This is a genomic window from Caballeronia sp. LZ062, from assembly GCF_031450785.1.
GTDB lineage: Bacteria > Pseudomonadota > Gammaproteobacteria > Burkholderiales > Burkholderiaceae > Caballeronia.
The window spans coordinates 2,856,343-2,875,373 of the sequence record NZ_JARTWB010000002.1; the positions used below are offsets into that span (position 1 = coordinate 2,856,343).

Consider the following 19,031-nt stretch of genomic DNA (forward strand, 5'->3'; position numbering starts at 1 on the left):
TCCCAAGTCTCGATGGTCGCTACCTGTCGAAATGGTCGAGCTTCCGGAAGAAGCAATTCCCCTACATTACGACCCTGACGACCCAGCTTCGATTCGGCTTCGACTGACGGGCGGACGTCCGGTGCTCGACTGGCCTATCGCCCTTCCCGAAACAGACCCACGTGGCGTCCTCAGCGCTGATTCGTTCGAGTGCTGGAAGAAAGCAAGCGATAGTCGTAAAGGCATAGCGGGTTATCACTACAGTTTCAAAGGCAGGGGGAAAGTAGCCTGTCACTCATGGCTGGAGGCGCGTCTGCTGCGTTGGTTTGAGATGCTGCCGTTTGTTGTCGAAATCCGCACTCAGTACCCGCAATGGAACAGGGCGGAATTCCTCGGATACTGTCGGGCCGGCTGCCGCTATCCCGAGAACAAACTACGCACTATCGACTTCATGCTCAGGCTGTGCCGACCTGGACTCCCGTATCACGTCTATCACGGCGTTTCAGTCAAGCCAGAGGCTAAGCGACTCGACCCCCTCGTGGTCAGCAGACATGAGAAAGAGGCGGCGGGGTTGTGGGAGTGGGGCGGGACTCACGAGGTGATAACGGAGCAGACGGTTCCGGAGCAGGAGACCACCAACTACGAGCGCCTGCTTTCTTACATGGGAAAAGCAAGTACAGAAGAGATTGGTCGGCTTGCGGCGCCAGCAGCAGCTTTCGGGAAGGCACTCAATAAATCCAAAGCAAAAGGCCCGATGGACCGGGTCGTCGGGATGGTCGGCAAGCGCCACCGGTGGGACTTGAAAGAGTCGTATCGGGTACTGGGGGTGGCGTTCTTTCTGGGGCATCTCCGTTGGGACCACAGATACCCTGTCCACCCGCTTGAGGACATGTTTCTCTTGAAGTAAATCTATCAACCAACCACGAAAGGAGTGCAAGATGCGTAATAGGGACTACTACGGATATAGGGTGTTGACGTTCAGCAAATATCAGTCGTTTATTCAAATCCTTCCAAATGGAAAGCAGACGTTGTATCGATACCTCGGGGAGAACGAGCATTTCATCTACGCGGTGAAGCTTGGTGAGCAGTCGGTCGGCGGACAGCTCGTTATCACTGAGAGCGATGCCTTGCTTGAAAACCGGGAAGCGCTTAAGCGGCCGAAAGCCGAGAGCCTGTTTCGCGCGGGCATGCTCAAACCTGTCATGGAGCGTGCGATTCCGCCGGAGATGGAGGATGACGAAGCTATTGAGTTTCGTATCCGGCACAAGCAGGAGCTCGGAAAGGAAGACGTTCGGGATATGACGTCCCGTCGGCGGATGATGGCGTATATAGAAGGTACCTTTGGTGACGAGCCGCTTCGGGATGCGACGACATACTCCGAAATGGTCAAGTGCGTCAGTGACCTCTTTCAGGTCGACCCGAAAACCGTCAGGAAGTATTACGAGCGCCATCTGTTCTACGGCGGCCACAGAAATGCCACAGCGGAACAGCACTGGAGGAAGGGCGGACCGAAGAAGAAGAGGCGAGGACTGAAAAAAGACGGGGTATTCGTGTTGCAAGGTCGCAAGCCGTCAACACAACGGATTGACCCAGATTCCAATCTCGGCCGAAAGCAGCTCCGGCCACGAATGTTGACGCGATGGGTCAGCTTCATTCGTGAGCACGCCTCGAAACTGTATTTGACCATCGTAGATTTGCTGGACCGCTTCAAGCTCAAGCTTGTTGGATACAACAGTGATAAGGATGGTGAAACCCAATATTTTCCCGTCGACCCCCGCCACTACCCACCCGAGTCGTCGATGCTTGAGGAAGGGCAGAAGGCGCTGGTCGAGGCGCGGATAGAGCTGAGGCGACGTCAGAACGAAGGCAAGAGAGCGGGCAGCACCGCACAGCTTGCCGATGGGGACTTGAATGTCTTCGATATTGACGGGACGGTAGCGACAAACCTCATTCGGTTTGGCAACGAAATCATCCAGATTGACGGGGCTCAACAGCCCACGTTTCTGGTCGTTATGGATAGAGGCAGTCGCTGCTGTGTTGGTCACTACGTGACGATGGGAAACGAGAACACTGATGCGTATCTCGCGTCCATGTTCAGCGCCTACACCGACAAAGAGCGCGAGTTGTTGCGCTGGGGCGTACCGAGTTTGGACGGGATGGTCTACGGGTGCGCGAGAAAAATCTTCGTCGACCGCTATGCTGGAATTTCGGAGAAGATGCAACACGCAATCGTGAGTCGCATGCAAGACCAGCTACTCATGGCCGAGCCGGGAGACCCTGAAGGCAAAGGTGACGTAGAAAACCTTATTGGTTTTCTGCAGAGGGAACTCCGCCACCTTCCGGGCTCGACGTACCAAGAACCCGTCAAGGGCACTGGGGACGAGAAAGACGAAGTCCGCTCGCGGAATCGTTTGAAACGGAAGGACGCCCCGCGCGGTGAGATAGCAACGTTTCGCCAATTCATGCAAGCGTTTCTAACTGCCATAAGCAAATACAACCTCACCGCTGACGTCTCGCATTTGCGAACGACGGAGATGGCAAAAGCAGGGGTGGCGCCGGTTCCGAAAGAGGTCTTCCTCTACAACCAGAGCCTTCAGCGCGGAGATGCCTCGTGGGACTGGCCCGAAGAAAAAATCTTCCGGAAGCTTTCAGTGCCATTCGAAAGGTCGGTGAGCGACGGCCATATCACCTTGGCGAAACGGAAGTACACCTCCCCTCTGCTGCAACAACAAGCAATGGAGTACAGCAAACGTAACGGCGGAAAGAATCTCACGGTGCGGGGCTTCGAATTGTTCACGTCCCCGCTACATCTCCTTTGGGACAACAACGGAACCCTGGAGCGTCTTGATGCAACGGAGGGCACGCTGAAAGTCTACGGTGATGGCTATCGATTTCTCCACGACTACCTGAGCAACTTGTCAAACGCGGATTTGGCGAAGAAACGGGATACAGAGCGCTTCCATCCGCCTGTGACCAAAGCCCCTTCGAACTCGATTTCGCGCGGCAAAGAGGCGATGATGAAAAAGGTGGATGGCTTTATCAAGAGGGTAACGAAAGCGGAGGCGAAGGAGGCCGCGACCGAACATGGCCGGCGTGACGACACGCTTGACCTGATTGACCGCGTGGCTGTTAAGGCCGACTCGGAAGCAAAGAAGCGACCGGTGGTAGAGGAATATCAGTCTCAACGCCCCCGTCGACGGGTCGCCGCGGATTGGTGATTCGGCTCCTAAGGCTCGCTGTTTCGCGCAGGACGGCGGCCGGTAGTTGAACTGTTAAAGACGGTCCGTGGAAGGGGTGATTTTTCTCGCTAGCCCTTACGGAGCAAGGGCGGGGACACTATCAATTCTATTTTGCCCCATTTCGGGGAATTGCCGGAGTTGTCGGGGTGAATTGGGATTCTCAAAAGCGTCCCTGAAATCTCGCTTCTCCAACTGCGACAAGGCTTTGAGCGATTTGTGAGGCGACTCGGGGGACGCTTTCATTCGGTAGGGGCAGCTCAAAAGCGTCTCTTAGGAGGCGCTTTTTTTATTGCCCGACAACTGCGTCGCTGTGGACAACCCTGTGGCCACTGCACCGCGAAAGCTGTTCGTCGTTTCTGCATAAGTCGGCGTGTCGCCGAAAGCGCCGAAAGTTGTCCTCGCGTCGCGCCGCAACTCGCGCGGCCATACCGAAGTTGTTTACTCTGCAAGTCTCTGACTCGAAACGGGAGAAGCCGGTTATCCACTGAAACGCGGGCGGCTTGTTAACTACTACCACGTATACATATGCTCTTCTTTTGTTTACTTACGAGCGGCGGTGCGTGCAGAAAGACCGCAAGAAGCAACGGCAGGATTTATTTGCAATACACGTAAGACGTCCTACAAATACAATCCCCTGCGACCCACGTCTGGTCGCAATAGCTTCGGGTAAACACGGCTGCCTGGCAGGCAATAAACGACGCTACTCTACGTAAGACGTCAGACAACTATCAGCTTTGCGAAGCGCGCAGCCATCCCAAGGAGGCACCATGCCGTCGTCGACCCAGTATCAACCGTTGCCCAACGCCTTCCGTGCCTCGCTTCGCGCTCGCGAGAAGCTGATCGGCTGCTGGGCGTCGCTGGCGAGTCCGATCGTCACGGAACTCCTCGGTGTCGTGGGCTTCGACTGGATGCTGCTCGACGCGGAACACGCGCCCAACGACACGCTCACGCTCATCCCGCAATTGATGTCGCTCAAAGACAGCGTGAGCGCGCCCGTCGTGCGGCCGCCCGCGAACGAGCCCGTCGGCATCAAGCGCCTGCTCGATGCCGGCTTCGTCAACTTCCTGATTCCGTTCGTCGACAGCGCCGCCGACGCGACCCGCGCGGTCGCCGCGACGCGCTATCCGCCTGAGGGTATTCGCGGCGTGTCGGTCGGGCATCGCGGGAACCGTTACGGCACCGTCGCGGACTACTTCAAGGTAGCGAACGACAACATCAGCGTCGCGGTGCAGATCGAGAGCCGCGCAGCCGTCGATGCCATCGACGAGATCGCGGCTGTCGATGGCGTCGATGCGCTCTTCGTCGGTCCGTCGGATCTCGCCGCCGCCTACGGCCATCTCGGCGACGCGAACCACCCCGACGTCCAGGCGGCTATCGCGCACGTCTTCGAGCGCGCGCACGCGGCGGGCAAGGCGAGCGGCATTCTCGCGCCCGTGCAACAGGACGCCGAGCGCTACCTGTCGATGGGCTGTACGCTCGTCGCGGTATGCGCCGATCTCGGCATGCTCAGAAACGCGGCGCAGGCCGTGAAGAAACACTTCATCGCACAATGAGGCGCGGGCGGCAGCGTCGCCCGACCGGAACCCGAACACAAGGAGCAGATTCATGACGACGAAAGCAGGCTTCATCGGACTCGGCATCATGGGGCATCCCATGGCGGCGAATCTCGTCAAGAACGGCGTGGAACTGGCCGCGTTCACGCGCAGCGGCGTGCCGGCCGAGCTGACGCAGGCGGGCGCCACCGCGTGCAACAGCCCGGCGGAAGTCGCCGGGAAAGCCGACATCGTCTTCTTGATGGTGCCGGATACGCCCGATGTCGAGCGCGTGCTGTTCGGCGAGAACGGCGTCGCCCATTCGCTGCGCGCGGGTCAGATCGTCGTGGACATGAGCTCGATCTCGCCCATCGCGACGCGCGAGTTCGCCGCGAAAGTCCGCGAGCGCGGCGCGGATTATCTGGATGCGCCCGTGTCCGGCGGCGAAGTCGGCGCGAAGGCGGCATCGCTCACGATCATGGTCGGCGGCGCGCAGGCCACGTTCGACAAGGTGAAGCCGCTCTTCGAGATGATGGGCAAGAACATCTCGCTGATCGGCGAGGTCGGCGCGGGGCAGGTCTGCAAGGTGGCGAATCAGGTGATCGTGGCGGCGACCATCGAGGCGGTCGGCGAGGCACTCCTGCTCGCGTCGAAAGCGGGTGTCGATGCCGAGAAGGTCCGGACCGCGTTGATGGGCGGCTTCGCGTCGTCGCGCATCCTCGAAGTGCACGGCGAGCGGATGACCAAACGCACGTTCAATCCGGGGTTCCGCATCGAGTTGCATCAGAAGGATTTGAATCTGGCGCTTTCGACGGCGCAATCGCTCGGCGTCGCGCTGCCGAACACGGCGACGTGCCAGGCGCTCTTCAATGCGTGCACGGCGCACGGCGGCAAGGCGTGGGACCACTCGGGGATGGTGCGGGCGCTGGAGATCCTCGCGAATCACGAGATCGGGCAGGGCGCGAAGTAGGGCGGTTGGAGCGCGCTTGCGGTCGCCTTCGCGATGGAGCGGGAATCCGCTCCATACGCATGGACTTGTCCGGCTGCCGTGCGCCGTCTTGTCGAAGGACGGCGTGGGCAAGCTGGAGTCGTCGGGTAATGCATCGGCGATATGTCGCGCGGTCTTCGAGCAGTCGCACGATTCGCCGACAACCGGCCACGCGAAACCTCGAGCGCGAAGCACGGCCTTCCCTGATAGGCCGCTTCATGCGTCGGCGGACGGCATACGCATGGACCTGTCCGGCTGAGGCGCGCCGTCCTTTCGAACGACGGCGCAGGCAAGCTGGAGTCGTCGCGTAAAACATCCGCGATGTGTCGCATGGCTTCGAGCAGTCGCGCACGATTCGCCGATGGAACGGCCACGCGAAACCCCAAGCGCGAAAGCACCGCACATCTCGCTACGCCGCTTTCATAGATCGGGCGGATGGCGTGCCCATGGACTTGCCCGGCTGACGTGCGCCGTCCTTTCGAACGACGGCGCAGGCAAGCTGGAGTCGTCGGGTAGTTCACCGGGAATATGCCGCGCGGTTCTCGAGGGTATCGCGCGGCGGTTCCGTTCCCAAGCACGAAGCACCGCCCATCCCGCTAGGCCGCTTTCTTCAATCTCTCGATCAACGCCATCGCCGCGGCCGGATTGGCGGCCTTATACCCGCTGATCACATACAGATAGACATCGCGCGCTGACGCCTTCGCCGGCGGCTTGCCAACGGTCTGTAAGTCCTCCGGCGCCCCACCCGCTGCCCACTCTTTCGCGCGCGCGGCCCAGTGGTCGAGCGCCGCCTTCGAGTAGCCCAATTTCTGCTTTTCGGTCGTGCCCATGATGCGCGCGTACACGAACGGCGCGGTGATATCCGCGATCTGCGGATAGTCAGAATCGCCCTCCACGACCACCGCGACACCGTACTTCCGCAGCAGCGCGACGAACGCGGCATCGGCGAAACTCTCGTGCCGCACTTCCACGGCGTGACGCATCGTGCGGCCTTCGACGCTGGCGGGCAGCAGCTTCAGGAAGCTCTCGAAATCTTCGGGATCGAAATGCTTGGTCGGCGCGAACTGCCAGTTGATCGCGCCGAGCTTGTCCTGCAGTTCCAGCACGCCGCTCGCGAGAAAGCGCTCGATGGAATCGCCCGCTTCAGCCAACACCCGCCGATTCGTGGCATAGCGCGGCGCTTTCAGCGAGAACACGAAGTCGTCGGGCGTTTCATCGCGCCACTTGGCGAACGTGTCCGGCTTCTGCAAACGGTAGAAGGTGCCGTTCACCTCGATGCTCGTCAGTGCGCGGCTCGCGTATTCGAGTTCGCGTTTGTGCGTGAGACCTTCGGGATAAAACGTGCCGCGCCACGGCTCGAAGTCCCATCCGCCAATACCGACACGAATGCGTGCCGCGCCTTGAGTCTTGTCCTTCGCCGCCATCGGGCATCTCCGGTCTCATGCAGGATCGCTGGATGCCACGAGTGTAGCGAAGGCGCGGCGAGCGTGCCCCACGCTGCGCGCGCTTATTTTCGCCCGACGAGATAGCTGACGCCTTGCGGCCCGTACTGTTCGGTGTGCTCGACGTTGGCCGGCAAATGGAAGACGTCGCCCACGCGATACAGCCGCGCTTCGTCGCCTATTCGGAGCGTGATTTGGCCTTCGACGATCAGCGCCTTCGCTTCGAACGGATGCGCGTGTTCATCGAGTGAGCCGTTTGCTTCGCGCGTGACGGTCACGGCTTCGGGAAAGCCTTCGGCGGAAAGCTGGGCGAGAAATTCGTCGCGCTGCATAAGGGCGGTCTCGGGGATAAGAAGAACGAGGTGCGGTTCGGCGTGGACGCGAGACGCACCCTCGATGCACCGATGCAAGTTCAAGCCTTTGTCAGTTGCCGAAGAAAATGTCGCACTGCGGGCCGCGCGTGCACGGCTTCGAGATGGCGTCACGGCGCATGGCCGCGGAACCGGTGCCGCTGCGCGTGGACGAAACACCGCCGTACGACATGTCGCCGGTCTGGCTCTGGGTGTCGGCGGACTGCGTCCACGTGTCGGGCGTGGCCTGCCCCGGGACCTGCGCGGTTCGATAGTAACTCTGCTGCGCCGAGGCGACGCCCGCGGTAGCGAGCAGAGAGGCGGCGAGCGCCGTCATGACGAGACGTGATTTCATGCTGTGCTCCTTGATAGTGACGCGCTGCGGGCGGGCCGCGCATCTGGGTGGCCCGTAGGCAGAACTCGCGCAGAACCGCGTCGGGCTTGCCTGCAGCTGCATCGTGCATAGCAACCTGCGCGCCGCGCCCTTCCGTTATAGGCCGCAATTCGGCAATGAACAGCAGATTCGCTTATACGCTCGTCATCCGGTCAAGGACGTGACGCGACGCGGGCGCGCACGACATTCTTCGCTCACGCGGAGCGCCTTGCGGCCCTAGAATGCGAGGCATCGACAGACACGAGGAGCGCGCGCCATGACCGTCACCATCTATCACAACCCGAAGTGCGGCACGTCGCGCAATACGCTTGCGCTGATCCGCAATGCGGGCATCGAGCCGAATGTCATCGAATATCTCACGGCGCCGCCGAGCCGCGAGACACTCGTCGCGTTGATCGCGCGGGCGGGTCTCACGGTGCGCGACGCGCTGCGCGAGAAAGGCACGCCTTACGCCGAACTCGGTCTCGACGATCCGTTGCTGACCGACGACCAACTCATCGACGCAATGCTCGCGCATCCGATTCTGATCAACCGTCCGTTCGTCGACACGCCGCTCGGCGCGCGCCTGTGCCGTCCGTCCGAACTCGTGATCGACCTTTTGCCTTCGCCGCAAAAGGGACCGTTCACTAAGGAAGACGGCGAAGTGATCATCGACGAAACGGGAAAGCGTGTGCGCTAACGTGGTGGCCGTTACGTCGCGTTACCTTTCTGGCAGCGCTGTTGCACCTGTGTCAGGCATCGCTCTCTAGACTGCATCTCACAGACACGGCACTCGGTGCCAGGAGAGAGCGAAATGAAAAAGAAACTTCTTGGTACGGCTATCGGGCTCGCGGGATTGGCGGCGCTGGCGGTGTCCGCATCGGCGTCCGCGCACGTCGATGTGGCAGTGGGAATCGGCGTGCCGGCCTACGGGGTGCCTTACTACGCTCCCGCGCAGCCGGTGTACGTGCAGCCGGCGGTGCCGGTCGCTTATGGCTACGGATACGGCTACGGCGAAGATCGCTGGCGCGAACGCGCGTGGCGCGAGCGGCGCGAATGGCGCGAGCATGAATGGCGGCGCGAGCATCGCGAAGAGCGTTGGCACGATCGCCACGGCTGGTAAGTGAAGACGCTACGGGTGACGCGGCGGGCCGGATGGCTCGCCGCGTTTTTGTTTGCGGCCCTTCATGCAACGGCGCCAATATTGGCGCGCTAACGTAGCGTGCCCAGCACTCGATACAAAGTCATGAGCCATTCACCGAAATTCTCGATGATCGACGCCGCGCCCACGCCCGTCGGACCGTTTTCGCACGCCGCCGAAGCCGACGGCTGGGTGTTTCTCACCGGCCAGATGCCGACCGATCCCGACGACGACAGCGCGCCGCTGCCCGAAGGCATCGCCGCACAGACCCGGCGCGTGATGAACAACCTGATTCTCGTGCTGACCGGCCTCGGCCTGACGCTCGATCACGTCGTGAGCGTGCGCATCTTCCTGACCGAGTTCAAGCGCGATTACGACGCCATGAACGCCGTCTACCGCTCGTACTTCCTGCCGAAGCCGTTGCCGGCGCGCACCTGCATCGGCGTGACAGGACTGGCGCGCGATGCGCTCGTGGAAATCGACTTCATCGCCCGGCGGCCTTGATCGCCCGGCCCGCGCGGCTCACTTGCGCGCCTTCGAAGCGTCCACCCAGCGGAACGTAAGATTGATGCGCTCGCCGCGCGCGCCCGGCTCCTTCGGCACGCGATGCACCCATTCCTGCTGCGTGCGCCCGCGCATCACGAGCAGGCTGCCGTGCGTCAGCGAAAGCGCGTGTGTGGCGTGCGTGCGCGCGTGGCGGAATTCGAACCTGCGCGTCGCGCCGAGACTCACCGAGGCGATCACCGGCTCCGGGCCGAGTTCACGCTCCTTGTCGGCGTGCCAGCCCATGCTGTCGAGTCCGCTGCGGTAACGGTTGATGAGCACGCTGTTGAATCGCGCGCCGCTGGCTTCCTGCGCGGCGTCGCGTAGCTGCGCGACGGCGGGCGTCCACGGCTGCGGCACGTTGCGAATGCCCGAATAGACGTAGACCGCGTCCGGCTCGCCCAGCCATGCGGTCAGGCGCGGCAGCGGCACGCGGCCGCCGGGCGTGTTCATCGTGTCCTGCTGCCAGCGCACTTCGTCGATGAGCGCGGCCATCAGGTCGGAGCCGGCGTCGGCATCGATCCAGTCCGGATGCCACGCGATATCGGGCTTGGGAATGTCGTCGAAAAGATCGAACATGGCAGTGCGGATGCGGCAGAAAGAACCACGATAGCAGAGGCATCGCGCGGTGGCTTTGCGGTGTCTTTCCTGCCGTTCTGCGGCATATGCTACAGTCGGCGAGCTATCTCAATAAAAAGCGAAGACACGCATGACCCTGAACGCCGAAACGCATGACGGCGCGGCGTGCCGCCGTATTCTGCTCGTCGATGACAGCGCCGATGCGGCCTTCGCCCTGTCGATGCTGCTGGAGGCGCTCGGCCACGAGGTTCGCACCGAGCACGACGGCGTGTGCGCGCTCGATTCCATCGACGATTTCCGGCCGGACGTGGTGGTGCTGGACATCGGCTTGCCGGGCATGAGCGGCTTCGACGTGGCGCGCGAGATGCGCAAGCGCGATGCGACCCGTGGCGCCCTTCTGCTCGCGCTCACCGGCTACGGCAGCGCGGAGGACCGGCAGACCGCGCTCGATGCCGGCTTCGATCATCACCTGACCAAACCCGTTTCCATCGGCGCTCTCGAGGCGCTGCTCTCGCGCGCCTGACCGGGCGTTCAATCGGCGATACGCAGCTTCGCCATGTACGGCAGGTGATCCGAGAGCCACGCGGTATCCTGCGTCGGCACGATCCATTGCACCGGTTTCAGGCCGCGCACGAACATCTTGTCGAGCGCGAGCGCCGGCGAAAACGCCGGAAACGTGCGGCCGGATTCGCCGAGCATGGTCGCGACTTCGTTCATGCCGAGTTCGCCGAAAAGCGGCACGGAGTCGTTGCGCCAGTCGTTGAAATCGCCCGCCAGCACGAGCGGGCCCTCCGGCGCTTCCTTCGCGATCCAGTGCGCGATCCAGTTCATCTGACGCAGCCGCGCGGAGCGCGTGAGCGCGAGATGCGCGCACAGCAGCGTGATGGCGTGTCCCGCGAAGGTGGCGCGCGCGACGAGCAACCCGCGCTTCTCGAAGCGATGTGCCGAAATATCCCAGCGTCCGGACAGATCCAGCGGATGCGGCGACAGAATGGCATTGCCGTGCCGCCACGACGGTTTGAACACGTTAGGGCCGAGCGCGATCTGCAACTCGAGCGCGGTGGCGATCTCGGTGGCCTGGCAATGCCAGACATCGTCGAGCGGGGCGGAAAGCGGCTTGCCGAAGCCGCTTGCGAGCACCGGCTGAGGCAACCGCCGGGCCATGGCTTCCTGAAGAAAATAGACGTCTGCGTTGGTGGTCTGCACCCATCGCTGCATGGCGCTCCATGCGCGCAGGCCGAGCGGCGAGCGCCCCTTGTGCAGATTCCAGCTCACCGCCGTGAAATCCGGCGTGACCGCATTCGCGGACGGTGCTGGCGGAAGATGTTCTGGATTTCGCATGCGTTCGTTCTTCTGTGCGTGGTGCGCTGGCTCACTGCGCCGGCGTGGCTGAAGCGAGGTTCGCGCGCACGCGATACGTCAGCGACGGATTGCTGTCGATGATCTGCCATTGCGCCCATTCGCCCGGTTTCAGCACGAGCCCGGGATGCGAGGCGTTCACCTGACGCGGTGCCGGCGGCACCTTGCAGCCCGAGGGCAAAGCCTGCGAGGCGTCGCTCTCCAGCGTTTCTTGCGCGTCGATGGCGAGCGTGATGTCGTCGGCGCTCGCGTGCGTCGGCGAAACGGTGAGCGTGCGTTGGAGGTCGATATCGCCGGCCGGCTTGTCCGCACAGCCGACGCGGTTCTGCATGATGTTGTGATGCGTATCGGTCTTCGCCTGCCCGACGTTCGTGGTGGCGGAGAACGAGTCGATCTCCTGGCCGTCGCGCACGACCTGCAACTCCCAGTTGACCGGCTGCGGCGCGCTCTGTGCAAAAACGGCGTGGCTCGCGGCGAGATATGCGCAGGCGACGAGCGCGGAGCGGAACAAAAGCGGAAAGGCGATGCGGTTCGTTTCAGTCATTGAAGGCTTCTCCGGCGCGCGGGCGGATCGGATGGCGGCTGGTCCGCGCGAACCTCGCTGCGGGCGGCCGCCGAACGGGTGTGGCTCGGCGACTGTTTTCTGACACGACGGATCGGGCGCGGTTCAGCGCGAACAAGTCATGTGAGGTCGCACGCCGCCGATTCCAACCTGGCCGCTTCCGAAGCACGTTCCGAACCCGACCGCCGCCGCATCGCGACGATCATACTCGCGTGCGCGCAAGCCGGCCCGCGTTCCGGAAGATTGGCAGCAGACGCCCGCGACTGCTCGCTTGCGCGCGATTCTTTCGTCGATACACTGGACTCGTCGAAGCGAGAAAACACGGGGTGCGACATGACGACGGCCGTAGTCAAACAAGAACTGGCGGTGGCGTCGTTCAGCAAGGTCTACAGTCTGGACGAAGTGGAGACTGCGCTGAACGATCTTCCGGAAGGCGCGAGCGAAGCCTTGCGCGCGACTTACGAAAAGATGCTGAAGGTGGGCAATCTGCGTTTCTGCGTAAAGCCCAACCGCATGCCTTCCATCGACGATCTCGCGACTTCGCTGCCGAACTTCGAGGAACCGCTCGACGATATCCGCAAGCAGATTGCGCTGTGCCTCGAAACCGACGACCGGCTCGAACTCATGCCGATGCTGCTGCTCGGCGAACCGGGCATCGGCAAGACGCATTTCGCCAAGCAGCTCGCGCGGCTGCTCGGCACGTCCTGCCACTACGTCGCGATGAGTTCGCTCACGGCGGGCTGGATTCTGTCCGGCGCGTCGTCGCAATGGCGCAATGCGAAGCCGGGCAAGGTTTTCGACGCGCTCGTGAACGGCAGCTATGCGAACCCCGTGATGACCGTCGATGAAATCGACAAAGCCACCGGCGACGCGCAATACGATCCGCTCGGCGCGCTCTACGCTTTGCTGGAACACGATACGGCGCAGAGCTTCATCGACGAATTCGCCGAGGTGCCGATCAACGCGGGCAATGTCGTGTGGATCGCTACGGCCAACGACGCGCGCGCGATTCCCGAGCCGCTTCTGAACCGCATGAACGTGTACGAGATTCCCGCGCCGGACCGCGACGGCGCGCGGCGCATCGCGCAGGCCATTTACGCCGAGATCCGCAACGCGCACGCGTGGGGCAGCCGCTTTCCGGAGACGCTCGGCGACGCGGCGCTCGACGCGCTCACGCAAGCCTCGCCGCGTGGGATGCGGCGCGCCATGCTCAATGCTTTCGGCAACGCGCGCATCGACGGTAGGCATCACGTCGAGGCGCGCGATATCGAACTGGACCGCCAATCGCGTCGCAAGTCCATGGGCTTCTAGCGGGCCGCGGTTTCGCGATTTTTCGCAAAACGCCGTCAAAATGCGCTCATTCGAACGTCTGGCGGTCGGATTCTTGCCTTTTTCCGAATTGCACCGGAAAACGATGCGCGCTGCGTGCGTTATTGTGCAACGCGCAATAGTCCCGCACGTAGAATAGTTAGCATCGAGTCGGCGCGGAAAAGGACATGGATCGGATCGAATGCGTGGTACTCGGCGCGGGCGTCGTCGGGCTCGCCATCGCCCGGGCGCTCGCGCAGCGCGGGCGCGAAGTGATGGTGCTGGAAGCGGGCGAAGCCATCGGCATCGGCACGAGTTCGCGCAACAGCGAAGTGATACACGCGGGCATCTACTATCCGCGCGGCTCGCTCAAGGCGGAACTGTGCGTGCGCGGCCGCGAAATGCTGTACGCATTCTGCGAGGCGCACGGCGTGCCGCACCGGCAATGCGGCAAGCTGCTCGTGGCCACCGCGCGCAATCAGATTCCGCAGCTCGCGGCGATCGAACAGAAGGGCATCGAGAATCGCGTGGAAGGGCTCGTGCGCATCAGCGGCGCCGAAGCAAAGGACATGGAGCCGCAACTGCAATGCGTCGAAGCGGTGTACTCGCCTCGCACGGGCATCGTCGATAGCCATCAGTTCATGCTCGCGCTGCAGGGCGACGCCGAGAATCGCGGCGCGGGCGTCGTGTTTCATACGCCGGTCGCGAGCATCGAGGCGCGCGAAGGCTGCTTCATCGTCGAGACGGGCGGGCAGGCGCCGGCGCGCTTCCGGGCGTCGTATCTCATCAACAGCGCGGGGCTGCATGCAAACGACATCGCGCGGCGCATTCGCGGTCTCGACGACCGCCACGTGCCGCCGCTCTACTTCGCCAAGGGCAACTACTTCAGCGTGAGCGGGCGCGCGCCGTTCGACCGCCTGATCTATCCGATGCCGAACGAAGCGGGTCTCGGCGTGCATCTGACCATCGATATGGGCGGGCAGGCGAAGTTCGGCCCGGACGTGGAATGGGTGCCGTCGATCAACTACGACGTCGATCCGCGCCGCGCCGATTCCTTCTACGCAGCCATTCGCGCGTACTGGCCCGGCCTGCCCGACGGCGCGCTGCAACCCGCGTATGCCGGCATCCGGCCGAAGCTCTCCGGTCCAGGCCAGGCGGCGGCGGATTTCATGATCCAGGGCAAATCGGCGCATGGCGTGCCGGGGCTCGTGAACCTGTTCGGCATGGAATCGCCGGGGCTGACGGCGTCGCTGGCTATCGGCGAACGGGTCGCCGACATGTTGCGCTGAGCGTTCGCCCGCGCTTATCTCCGACATTTGTCGTCATCGAATGGTGCGTGTGTTGTTATGCTCAGGCGTCGCCGTCGTCAGAACGGCGCTTTCCCCCAATACAACATGGAGCGAGTCACCATGAAGACTTCCCGTCGCACATTTCTGATGACGAGCGTGGGCGTTGCGTCGACGCTCGCGCTCGGTTCGCGCGTCGCTTTCGCCGATGCGCCGAAGGTCGAGGAGAGCGATCCCACCGCGCAGGCGCTCGGCTACAAGCTGGACGCAAGCAAGGTCGACAAGGCCAAGTTCCCGAAGTACGCAGCGGGGCAAGAATGCGGCAATTGCCAGTTCTATCAGGGCAAGGCGTCCGATCCGTTCGCGCCATGCCCGATGTTCGGCGGCAAGCAAGTGGCCGCGAAGGGCTGGTGCAGCGCCTACGCGAAGAAGGCCTGAGTTCCGAACGCCGTCAAGAACAAGCGCGCCCGGCTGCGAAGCCCGGCGCGCTTTTGTTCGTCGCTTCTTCGCCGCTTGATCCGGACACGCGCGGTCTTTACACTCGCCAGGGCAAAAATATCCCGGCTGCGCACGCTAGGCGCCGATCAATCAAATTACAGGGATTCGCATGGCAGGCAGACCATTGAATGCGCGCGCGGTGAGCGCGGCGGTTATCGGCAACGCGCTCGAGTGGTACGACTTCGTCGTATTCGGCTTCATGACGGTGGTGATCGCCCGGCTCTTCTTCCCGAGCGAAAGCGATTACTCGTCCATTCTCCTCACCACCGCGAGCTTCGGCGTGGCGTTCGTGATGCGGCCGGTAGGCGGCATCGTGCTCGGGCTGTATGCCGACCGCGCCGGGCGCAAGCCCGCGCTCACGCTCGTGATCGCGCTGATGACGCTCGGCATTCTGCTGCTCGCGATTGCGCCGCCTTACTCGGCCATCGGCATCGGCGCGCCGATTCTGATCGTCGTCGCGCGGCTTCTGCAGGGCTTCTCGGCGGGCGGCGAGTTCGGCAGTTCGACCGCGCTCCTCATCGAGGCCGCGCCGTTCTCGAAGCGCGGTTTCTACGGCAGCTTCCAGATGGCCAGTCAGGCGGCGGCGCTCTTGCTCGGCGCGGTCGTGGGCGCGGCGATCTCGCGCGGGCTGTCGCCAGAGGCGCTGCAGTCGTGGGGCTGGCGCGTGCCGTTCATCATCGGGCTCGTGATCGGGCCCATCGGCCTGTACATCCGGCGCAACATGTCGGACACGGAAGCGTTCATGCACGTGAAGAAGACTGCGCGGCGCGCGACGCTCGGCGAAGTCTTCCGCACGCATGGCCGCGAAGTGTTGTGCGGTCTCGGCGCGGTGATCGCGCTGACCGTGACGGTCTATGTGCTGATCGCGTATCTGCCGACATTCGCCGTCAAGCAACTCAAGCTGCCGTACGGCCAGTCGTTCACGGCGCTGATCGTCGGCAATCTGCTGCTGACGGTGCTTTCGCCGGTGGCGGGCGCGTGGTCCGACCGCATCGGACGCAAGGCGCTCACGCTGTGGTCGCTCGGGATCACGCTCGTCATCATTTATCCGCTCTTCGCGTGGCTTGCGGCGGAACCGAGCGTGCTGCGTCTCGTCATCGTGCAAGCAACGCTGTCGGTCGTGCTGTCCGGCTATTACGGGCCGTTCGGCGCGCTGCTCTCCGAGCTTTTTCCCGCGCACCTTCGCTCGACGGGCCTGTCACTCGCCTACAACATTGCGGTGATGATTTTCGGCGGCTTTGGCCAATTCATCGTGACGTGGCTCATTCGCGTCACGGGTTCGCAACTCGCGCCGACGTTCTACGTCATGGCCGGCGTCGTGCTCTCGCTGATCGCGGTGGCGGCGATTCCCGCGACGCGCCACGCCGACGCCGACGTCGACGAAGGGCGCGACTTCACACGCTAGGCGGCATCGCATGAAAGTGATCGAAAGCGGAAAGTTCACGGCCGAGCGCGCGTGGGGCGCGCTCGATATCTGCGTGATGAACGGCACGTCATGCCGTCTGCACTGGACCGACGCGCCGTACAAATGGCACGTGAACGACGGCGAGGAAGTGTTCGCCGTGATGGACGGCGTGGTGCGCATGCACGTGCGCGACGCAGAAGGCGAGCGCACCGTGACGCTCCATGCGGGCGATATCTTCCACGCGCAGGCCGGCGACGAGCATTACGCCGAGCCGGTCGGGGCCGCGCGCATTCTGGTGATCGAGAAAGAAGGCAGCGTCTGAGCGACGCTCAACGTTCGAGTCCCGCCGCAACCAGCAGTTCGGCGAGCACTTCGGTCATGCCGCCCTCGTGCTTATCGGCGCGCTCCTTCAGCTGCTTCACGAGCTTTTCGTCGAGCTTGCATGCGAAGGGGACGAGCCCTTTCGCCTGATCGAGCTTGCGCTGCTCGCGGCGATCCGTTTTCGACGTGTCGGCCGCGCCCACGCGCGCGCGTCCGCCTTGTTTGAGGTCGTTGGCGAGCTTGAACGCCTTGTTTTGTTCCAGCTGGAATTTGTTCACGTGATGCTCCGGGGCCGCAGTTTCGATGGAGCCGTATTGTACTGGCCCGGCTGCCGGCCTCGGCGGCGCGCGGTTCACGCCTGACCGGTTTCCGCCATCGCATCGATGCGCGCGCGCATGCGCCGCCAATGCGAGCCTTCCCAGAAGACGCGCCGGCAGACATCGCAGGTGACGAAGCGTGTGTGACGCTGGCGCACGCCGTCCGGCACGCGGCCGTCGATCTCGTCGGGCGCGGCGGGGCGCAGCGGCGCGTTGCACATCAGGCACAGTCGAAATGCGCGCACGTGGGCGGCGAGATTCAGCCGGTCCGCAATCTCGCGCCACTGTTCGTCCGGTTGCAGCGCGCGCACATAGCAGCCGTGCAGCACCGTGCGGCGCTTGAGCAATTCGCGGTCGCGCGTGAGCACGACACGCGATTCGTCTTGCGCGAGGCGCTCGATTTCGTCATCGGGGAAGTTGTTGTCGTAGCGCGTGTCGAAGCCCGCGAGCCGCAGCAGTTGCGCGAGGCCGCCGAGATGCGCGTCCGCGATGAAGCGCAGGTTCGCAGGCTGCAAGGGCGGGCGCAGCAGCGAGCCGCCTTCCGCGAGATTCGGCGGCGCGTGGCCGGCCGGATACACCTCGATGCAGTCGCCCGGCTGGATCGGTGCGTCGAAGCCGGCGGGCGAGCCGTTGCGTAGGATCAACCCGACTTCGGTGTGCGGCACACCGAGCGCTTCGATCATGTGCTTGGTCGACGACGTGGGCGGGCACGCGCACTCGAACGCGCGCCCTCGCTGTGGCCGGGCGAGGAACTCGTTCAGTTCATCGTGAAATTGAAAGCGCGCGTTGACCATGCAGGCAAGTATGGCATTGCGCGCCGCTGCGTGCTGCCGGGCGATGTGCTCTACTGGCGCACGGGCCGCGCGCCGTGGGCTGCGCGGCGACAGGTCATCAATGACGCTAATCGGCGAAAGGACACAGGCAATGGATATCGGATTCATCGGACTAGGCGAAATGGGCGGCGCGATGGCGAGCAACGCGCTGAAGGCGGGCCACACGGTGCGCGTGTGGAACCGCTCGCGCGACAAGACGCGGGCACTGGCGGATCAGGGCGCGTCCGTTGTCGATACGCCCGAACAGGCGTTTTCCGGCGATGCCGTGTTCTCCATGCTCGCCGACGACAACGCGCTGCGCTCGGTTCTCGTCGAAGGCGGCTTGCTCAAACATGCTTCGAAGGGCCTCGTGCACGTGAACATGGCGACGATTTCCGCTGCGCTCGCCGTGGAACTCGCGCAGTTGCACGCGCAGCACGGCGTCGCCTATGTCGCGGCGCCGGTGCTCGGACGGCCGGACGTCGCAGCGGCGGGCAAGCTGAACATCCTGGCGGCGGGCGCGGATGCGGACATCGACCGCGTGCAGCCGGTGCTCGACGCCATGGGCCAGAAAACGTGGCGCGTCGGCCAGCAGCCGGAGCACGCGAACGTGCTGAAGCTCGCGGCGAATTTCATGCTCGCGTCGGCGATCGAAACCGTCGGCGAAGCGGCGGCGCTGGTCACGGGACACGGCATCGAGGCGCAGACGTTCCTCGACGTCATCACGAACTCGCTGTTTCCGGGGCCGGTGTATCAGGGCTACGGGAAGATGATCGCGGAGCGCCGCTATGAACCCGCGCTTTTCAAGGCGCGACTCGGGCTGAAGGACGTGCGCCTCGCAATCGCCGCCGGCGATGCGGTGAACGTGCCGTTGCCCGTGGCGAGCGTGGTGCGCGATAACCTCGTCGATGCCCTCGCTCACGGCGACGGCGAGAAGGATTTCGCCGTGCTGGGGCAAGTGGCGGCGAGGCGCGCGGGGCGGTGAGTTGCAGGTGAA

At 63.4% G+C, this 19,031-nt stretch carries 21 protein-coding genes and 1 pseudogene; 14 read left to right on the forward strand and 8 right to left on the reverse strand.

The features are described 5' to 3' along the window. Positions 1–31 precede the first annotated feature (31 nt). The 4 genes and pseudogenes from P9239_RS19345 to P9239_RS19360 all read left to right on the forward strand — a co-directional run. Complete coding sequence (locus P9239_RS19345) at positions 32–886, forward strand: hypothetical protein (RefSeq protein ID WP_309753757.1); 855 nt, start codon at positions 32–34, stop codon at positions 884–886. A gap of 64 nt (positions 887–950) precedes the next feature. After that, the gene (locus P9239_RS19350) at positions 951–3,197 is read left to right on the forward strand and encodes a hypothetical protein (protein ID WP_309753758.1); all 2,247 of its coding nucleotides are present in this window, start codon (positions 951–953) and stop codon (positions 3,195–3,197) included. Positions 3,198–3,985: 788 nt separating this feature from the next. Next, on the forward strand, positions 3,986–4,771 hold the full coding sequence (garL, locus tag P9239_RS19355; RefSeq protein WP_309753760.1) for a 2-dehydro-3-deoxyglucarate aldolase: 786 nt from the start codon (positions 3,986–3,988) through the stop codon (positions 4,769–4,771). A gap of 31 nt (positions 4,772–4,802) precedes the next feature. Then, positions 4,803–5,720, forward strand: a pseudogene (locus tag P9239_RS19360) (2-hydroxy-3-oxopropionate reductase); the annotation flags it as partial. A 614-nt stretch (positions 5,721–6,334) separates the two neighbouring features. Here P9239_RS19360 and P9239_RS19365 read toward each other — a convergent pair. The 3 genes from P9239_RS19365 to P9239_RS19375 form a co-directional block, all read right to left on the reverse strand. After that, positions 6,335–7,162, reverse strand: a complete 828-nt coding sequence (locus P9239_RS19365; protein WP_309753762.1) for a DUF72 domain-containing protein — start codon at positions 7,160–7,162, stop codon at positions 6,335–6,337. 83 nt (positions 7,163–7,245) lie between these two features. Continuing rightward, positions 7,246–7,512 carry a cupin domain-containing protein gene (locus tag P9239_RS19370; RefSeq protein ID WP_309753764.1) on the reverse strand — a complete coding sequence of 89 codons (267 nt, stop codon included), beginning with the start codon at positions 7,510–7,512 and terminating at the stop codon, positions 7,246–7,248. A 91-nt stretch (positions 7,513–7,603) separates the two neighbouring features. Beyond that, a complete protein-coding gene (locus P9239_RS19375) occupies positions 7,604–7,885 on the reverse strand; it encodes a hypothetical protein (RefSeq protein ID WP_309753766.1) in 282 nt (93 codons plus the stop codon). A gap of 295 nt (positions 7,886–8,180) precedes the next feature. Here P9239_RS19375 and arsC point away from each other — a divergent pair, with 295 nt between their 5' ends. The 3 genes from arsC to P9239_RS19390 all read left to right on the forward strand — a co-directional run bounded on the left by arsC (position 8,181) and on the right by P9239_RS19390 (position 9,548). Further along, a complete protein-coding gene (gene arsC, locus P9239_RS19380; RefSeq protein WP_309753767.1) occupies positions 8,181–8,603 on the forward strand; it encodes an arsenate reductase (glutaredoxin) in 423 nt (140 codons plus the stop codon). Positions 8,604–8,717: 114 nt separating this feature from the next. Then, positions 8,718–9,026 (forward strand): hypothetical protein, encoded by a 309-nt coding sequence (locus tag P9239_RS19385; RefSeq protein WP_309753769.1) that lies wholly within the window; start codon positions 8,718–8,720, stop codon positions 9,024–9,026. Between the two features lie 123 nt (positions 9,027–9,149). Then, positions 9,150–9,548, forward strand: a complete 399-nt coding sequence (locus tag P9239_RS19390; RefSeq protein WP_309753771.1) for a RidA family protein — start codon at positions 9,150–9,152, stop codon at positions 9,546–9,548. Positions 9,549–9,566: 18 nt separating this feature from the next. On the opposite strand, the gene P9239_RS19395 is transcribed toward P9239_RS19390, so the two are convergent. Next, positions 9,567–10,166: an alpha-ketoglutarate-dependent dioxygenase AlkB gene (locus tag P9239_RS19395; protein ID WP_309753774.1), complete on the reverse strand. Its 600-nt coding sequence runs from the start codon at positions 10,164–10,166 to the stop codon at positions 9,567–9,569. Positions 10,167–10,296: 130 nt separating this feature from the next. Between P9239_RS19395 and P9239_RS19400 the strand changes: the two genes are divergently transcribed. After that, complete coding sequence (locus P9239_RS19400) at positions 10,297–10,689, forward strand: response regulator (RefSeq protein WP_309753776.1); 393 nt, start codon at positions 10,297–10,299, stop codon at positions 10,687–10,689. A gap of 8 nt (positions 10,690–10,697) precedes the next feature. Here the strand turns inward: P9239_RS19400 and P9239_RS19405 are convergent, their stop codons facing one another. Both P9239_RS19405 and P9239_RS19410 read right to left on the reverse strand, forming a co-directional pair. Then, positions 10,698–11,507 (reverse strand): endonuclease/exonuclease/phosphatase family protein, encoded by an 810-nt coding sequence (locus P9239_RS19405; protein ID WP_309753778.1) that lies wholly within the window; start codon positions 11,505–11,507, stop codon positions 10,698–10,700. 31 nt (positions 11,508–11,538) lie between these two features. Further along, positions 11,539–12,069 carry a hypothetical protein gene (locus P9239_RS19410; RefSeq protein ID WP_309753780.1) on the reverse strand — a complete coding sequence of 177 codons (531 nt, stop codon included), beginning with the start codon at positions 12,067–12,069 and terminating at the stop codon, positions 11,539–11,541. Between the two features lie 351 nt (positions 12,070–12,420). On the opposite strand from P9239_RS19410, the gene P9239_RS19415 reads away from it, so the two are divergent. The 5 genes from P9239_RS19415 (at position 12,421) to P9239_RS19435 (ending at position 16,906) form a co-directional block, all read left to right on the forward strand. Further along, positions 12,421–13,398: an AAA family ATPase gene (locus P9239_RS19415; protein WP_309753782.1), complete on the forward strand. Its 978-nt coding sequence runs from the start codon at positions 12,421–12,423 to the stop codon at positions 13,396–13,398. Between the two features lie 185 nt (positions 13,399–13,583). Then, positions 13,584–14,684: an NAD(P)/FAD-dependent oxidoreductase gene (locus P9239_RS19420; RefSeq protein ID WP_309753784.1), complete on the forward strand. Its 1,101-nt coding sequence runs from the start codon at positions 13,584–13,586 to the stop codon at positions 14,682–14,684. A 120-nt stretch (positions 14,685–14,804) separates the two neighbouring features. Further along, positions 14,805–15,119, forward strand: coding sequence for a high-potential iron-sulfur protein (locus P9239_RS19425; protein ID WP_309753785.1), 315 nt, complete (start codon positions 14,805–14,807; stop codon positions 15,117–15,119). Between the two features lie 169 nt (positions 15,120–15,288). Beyond that, a complete protein-coding gene (locus tag P9239_RS19430) occupies positions 15,289–16,584 on the forward strand; it encodes an MFS transporter (protein ID WP_309753787.1) in 1,296 nt (431 codons plus the stop codon). A 10-nt stretch (positions 16,585–16,594) separates the two neighbouring features. Then, entirely contained in the window at positions 16,595–16,906 is a 312-nt protein-coding gene (locus tag P9239_RS19435; RefSeq protein WP_309753789.1) for a cupin domain-containing protein, read from the forward strand. A gap of 7 nt (positions 16,907–16,913) precedes the next feature. Here P9239_RS19435 and P9239_RS19440 read toward each other — a convergent pair whose 3' ends face one another. Continuing rightward, positions 16,914–17,183: a hypothetical protein gene (locus P9239_RS19440; protein WP_309753791.1), complete on the reverse strand. Its 270-nt coding sequence runs from the start codon at positions 17,181–17,183 to the stop codon at positions 16,914–16,916. Positions 17,184–17,257: 74 nt separating this feature from the next. After that, positions 17,258–18,016, reverse strand: coding sequence for a Mut7-C RNAse domain-containing protein (locus tag P9239_RS19445; protein WP_309753793.1), 759 nt, complete (start codon positions 18,014–18,016; stop codon positions 17,258–17,260). A 43-nt stretch (positions 18,017–18,059) separates the two neighbouring features. Here P9239_RS19445 and P9239_RS19450 point away from each other — a divergent pair, with 43 nt between their 5' ends. Next, positions 18,060–19,019 carry an NAD(P)-dependent oxidoreductase gene (locus P9239_RS19450; RefSeq protein ID WP_309753795.1) on the forward strand — a complete coding sequence of 320 codons (960 nt, stop codon included), beginning with the start codon at positions 18,060–18,062 and terminating at the stop codon, positions 19,017–19,019. Positions 19,020–19,031: the final 12 nt, after the last annotated feature.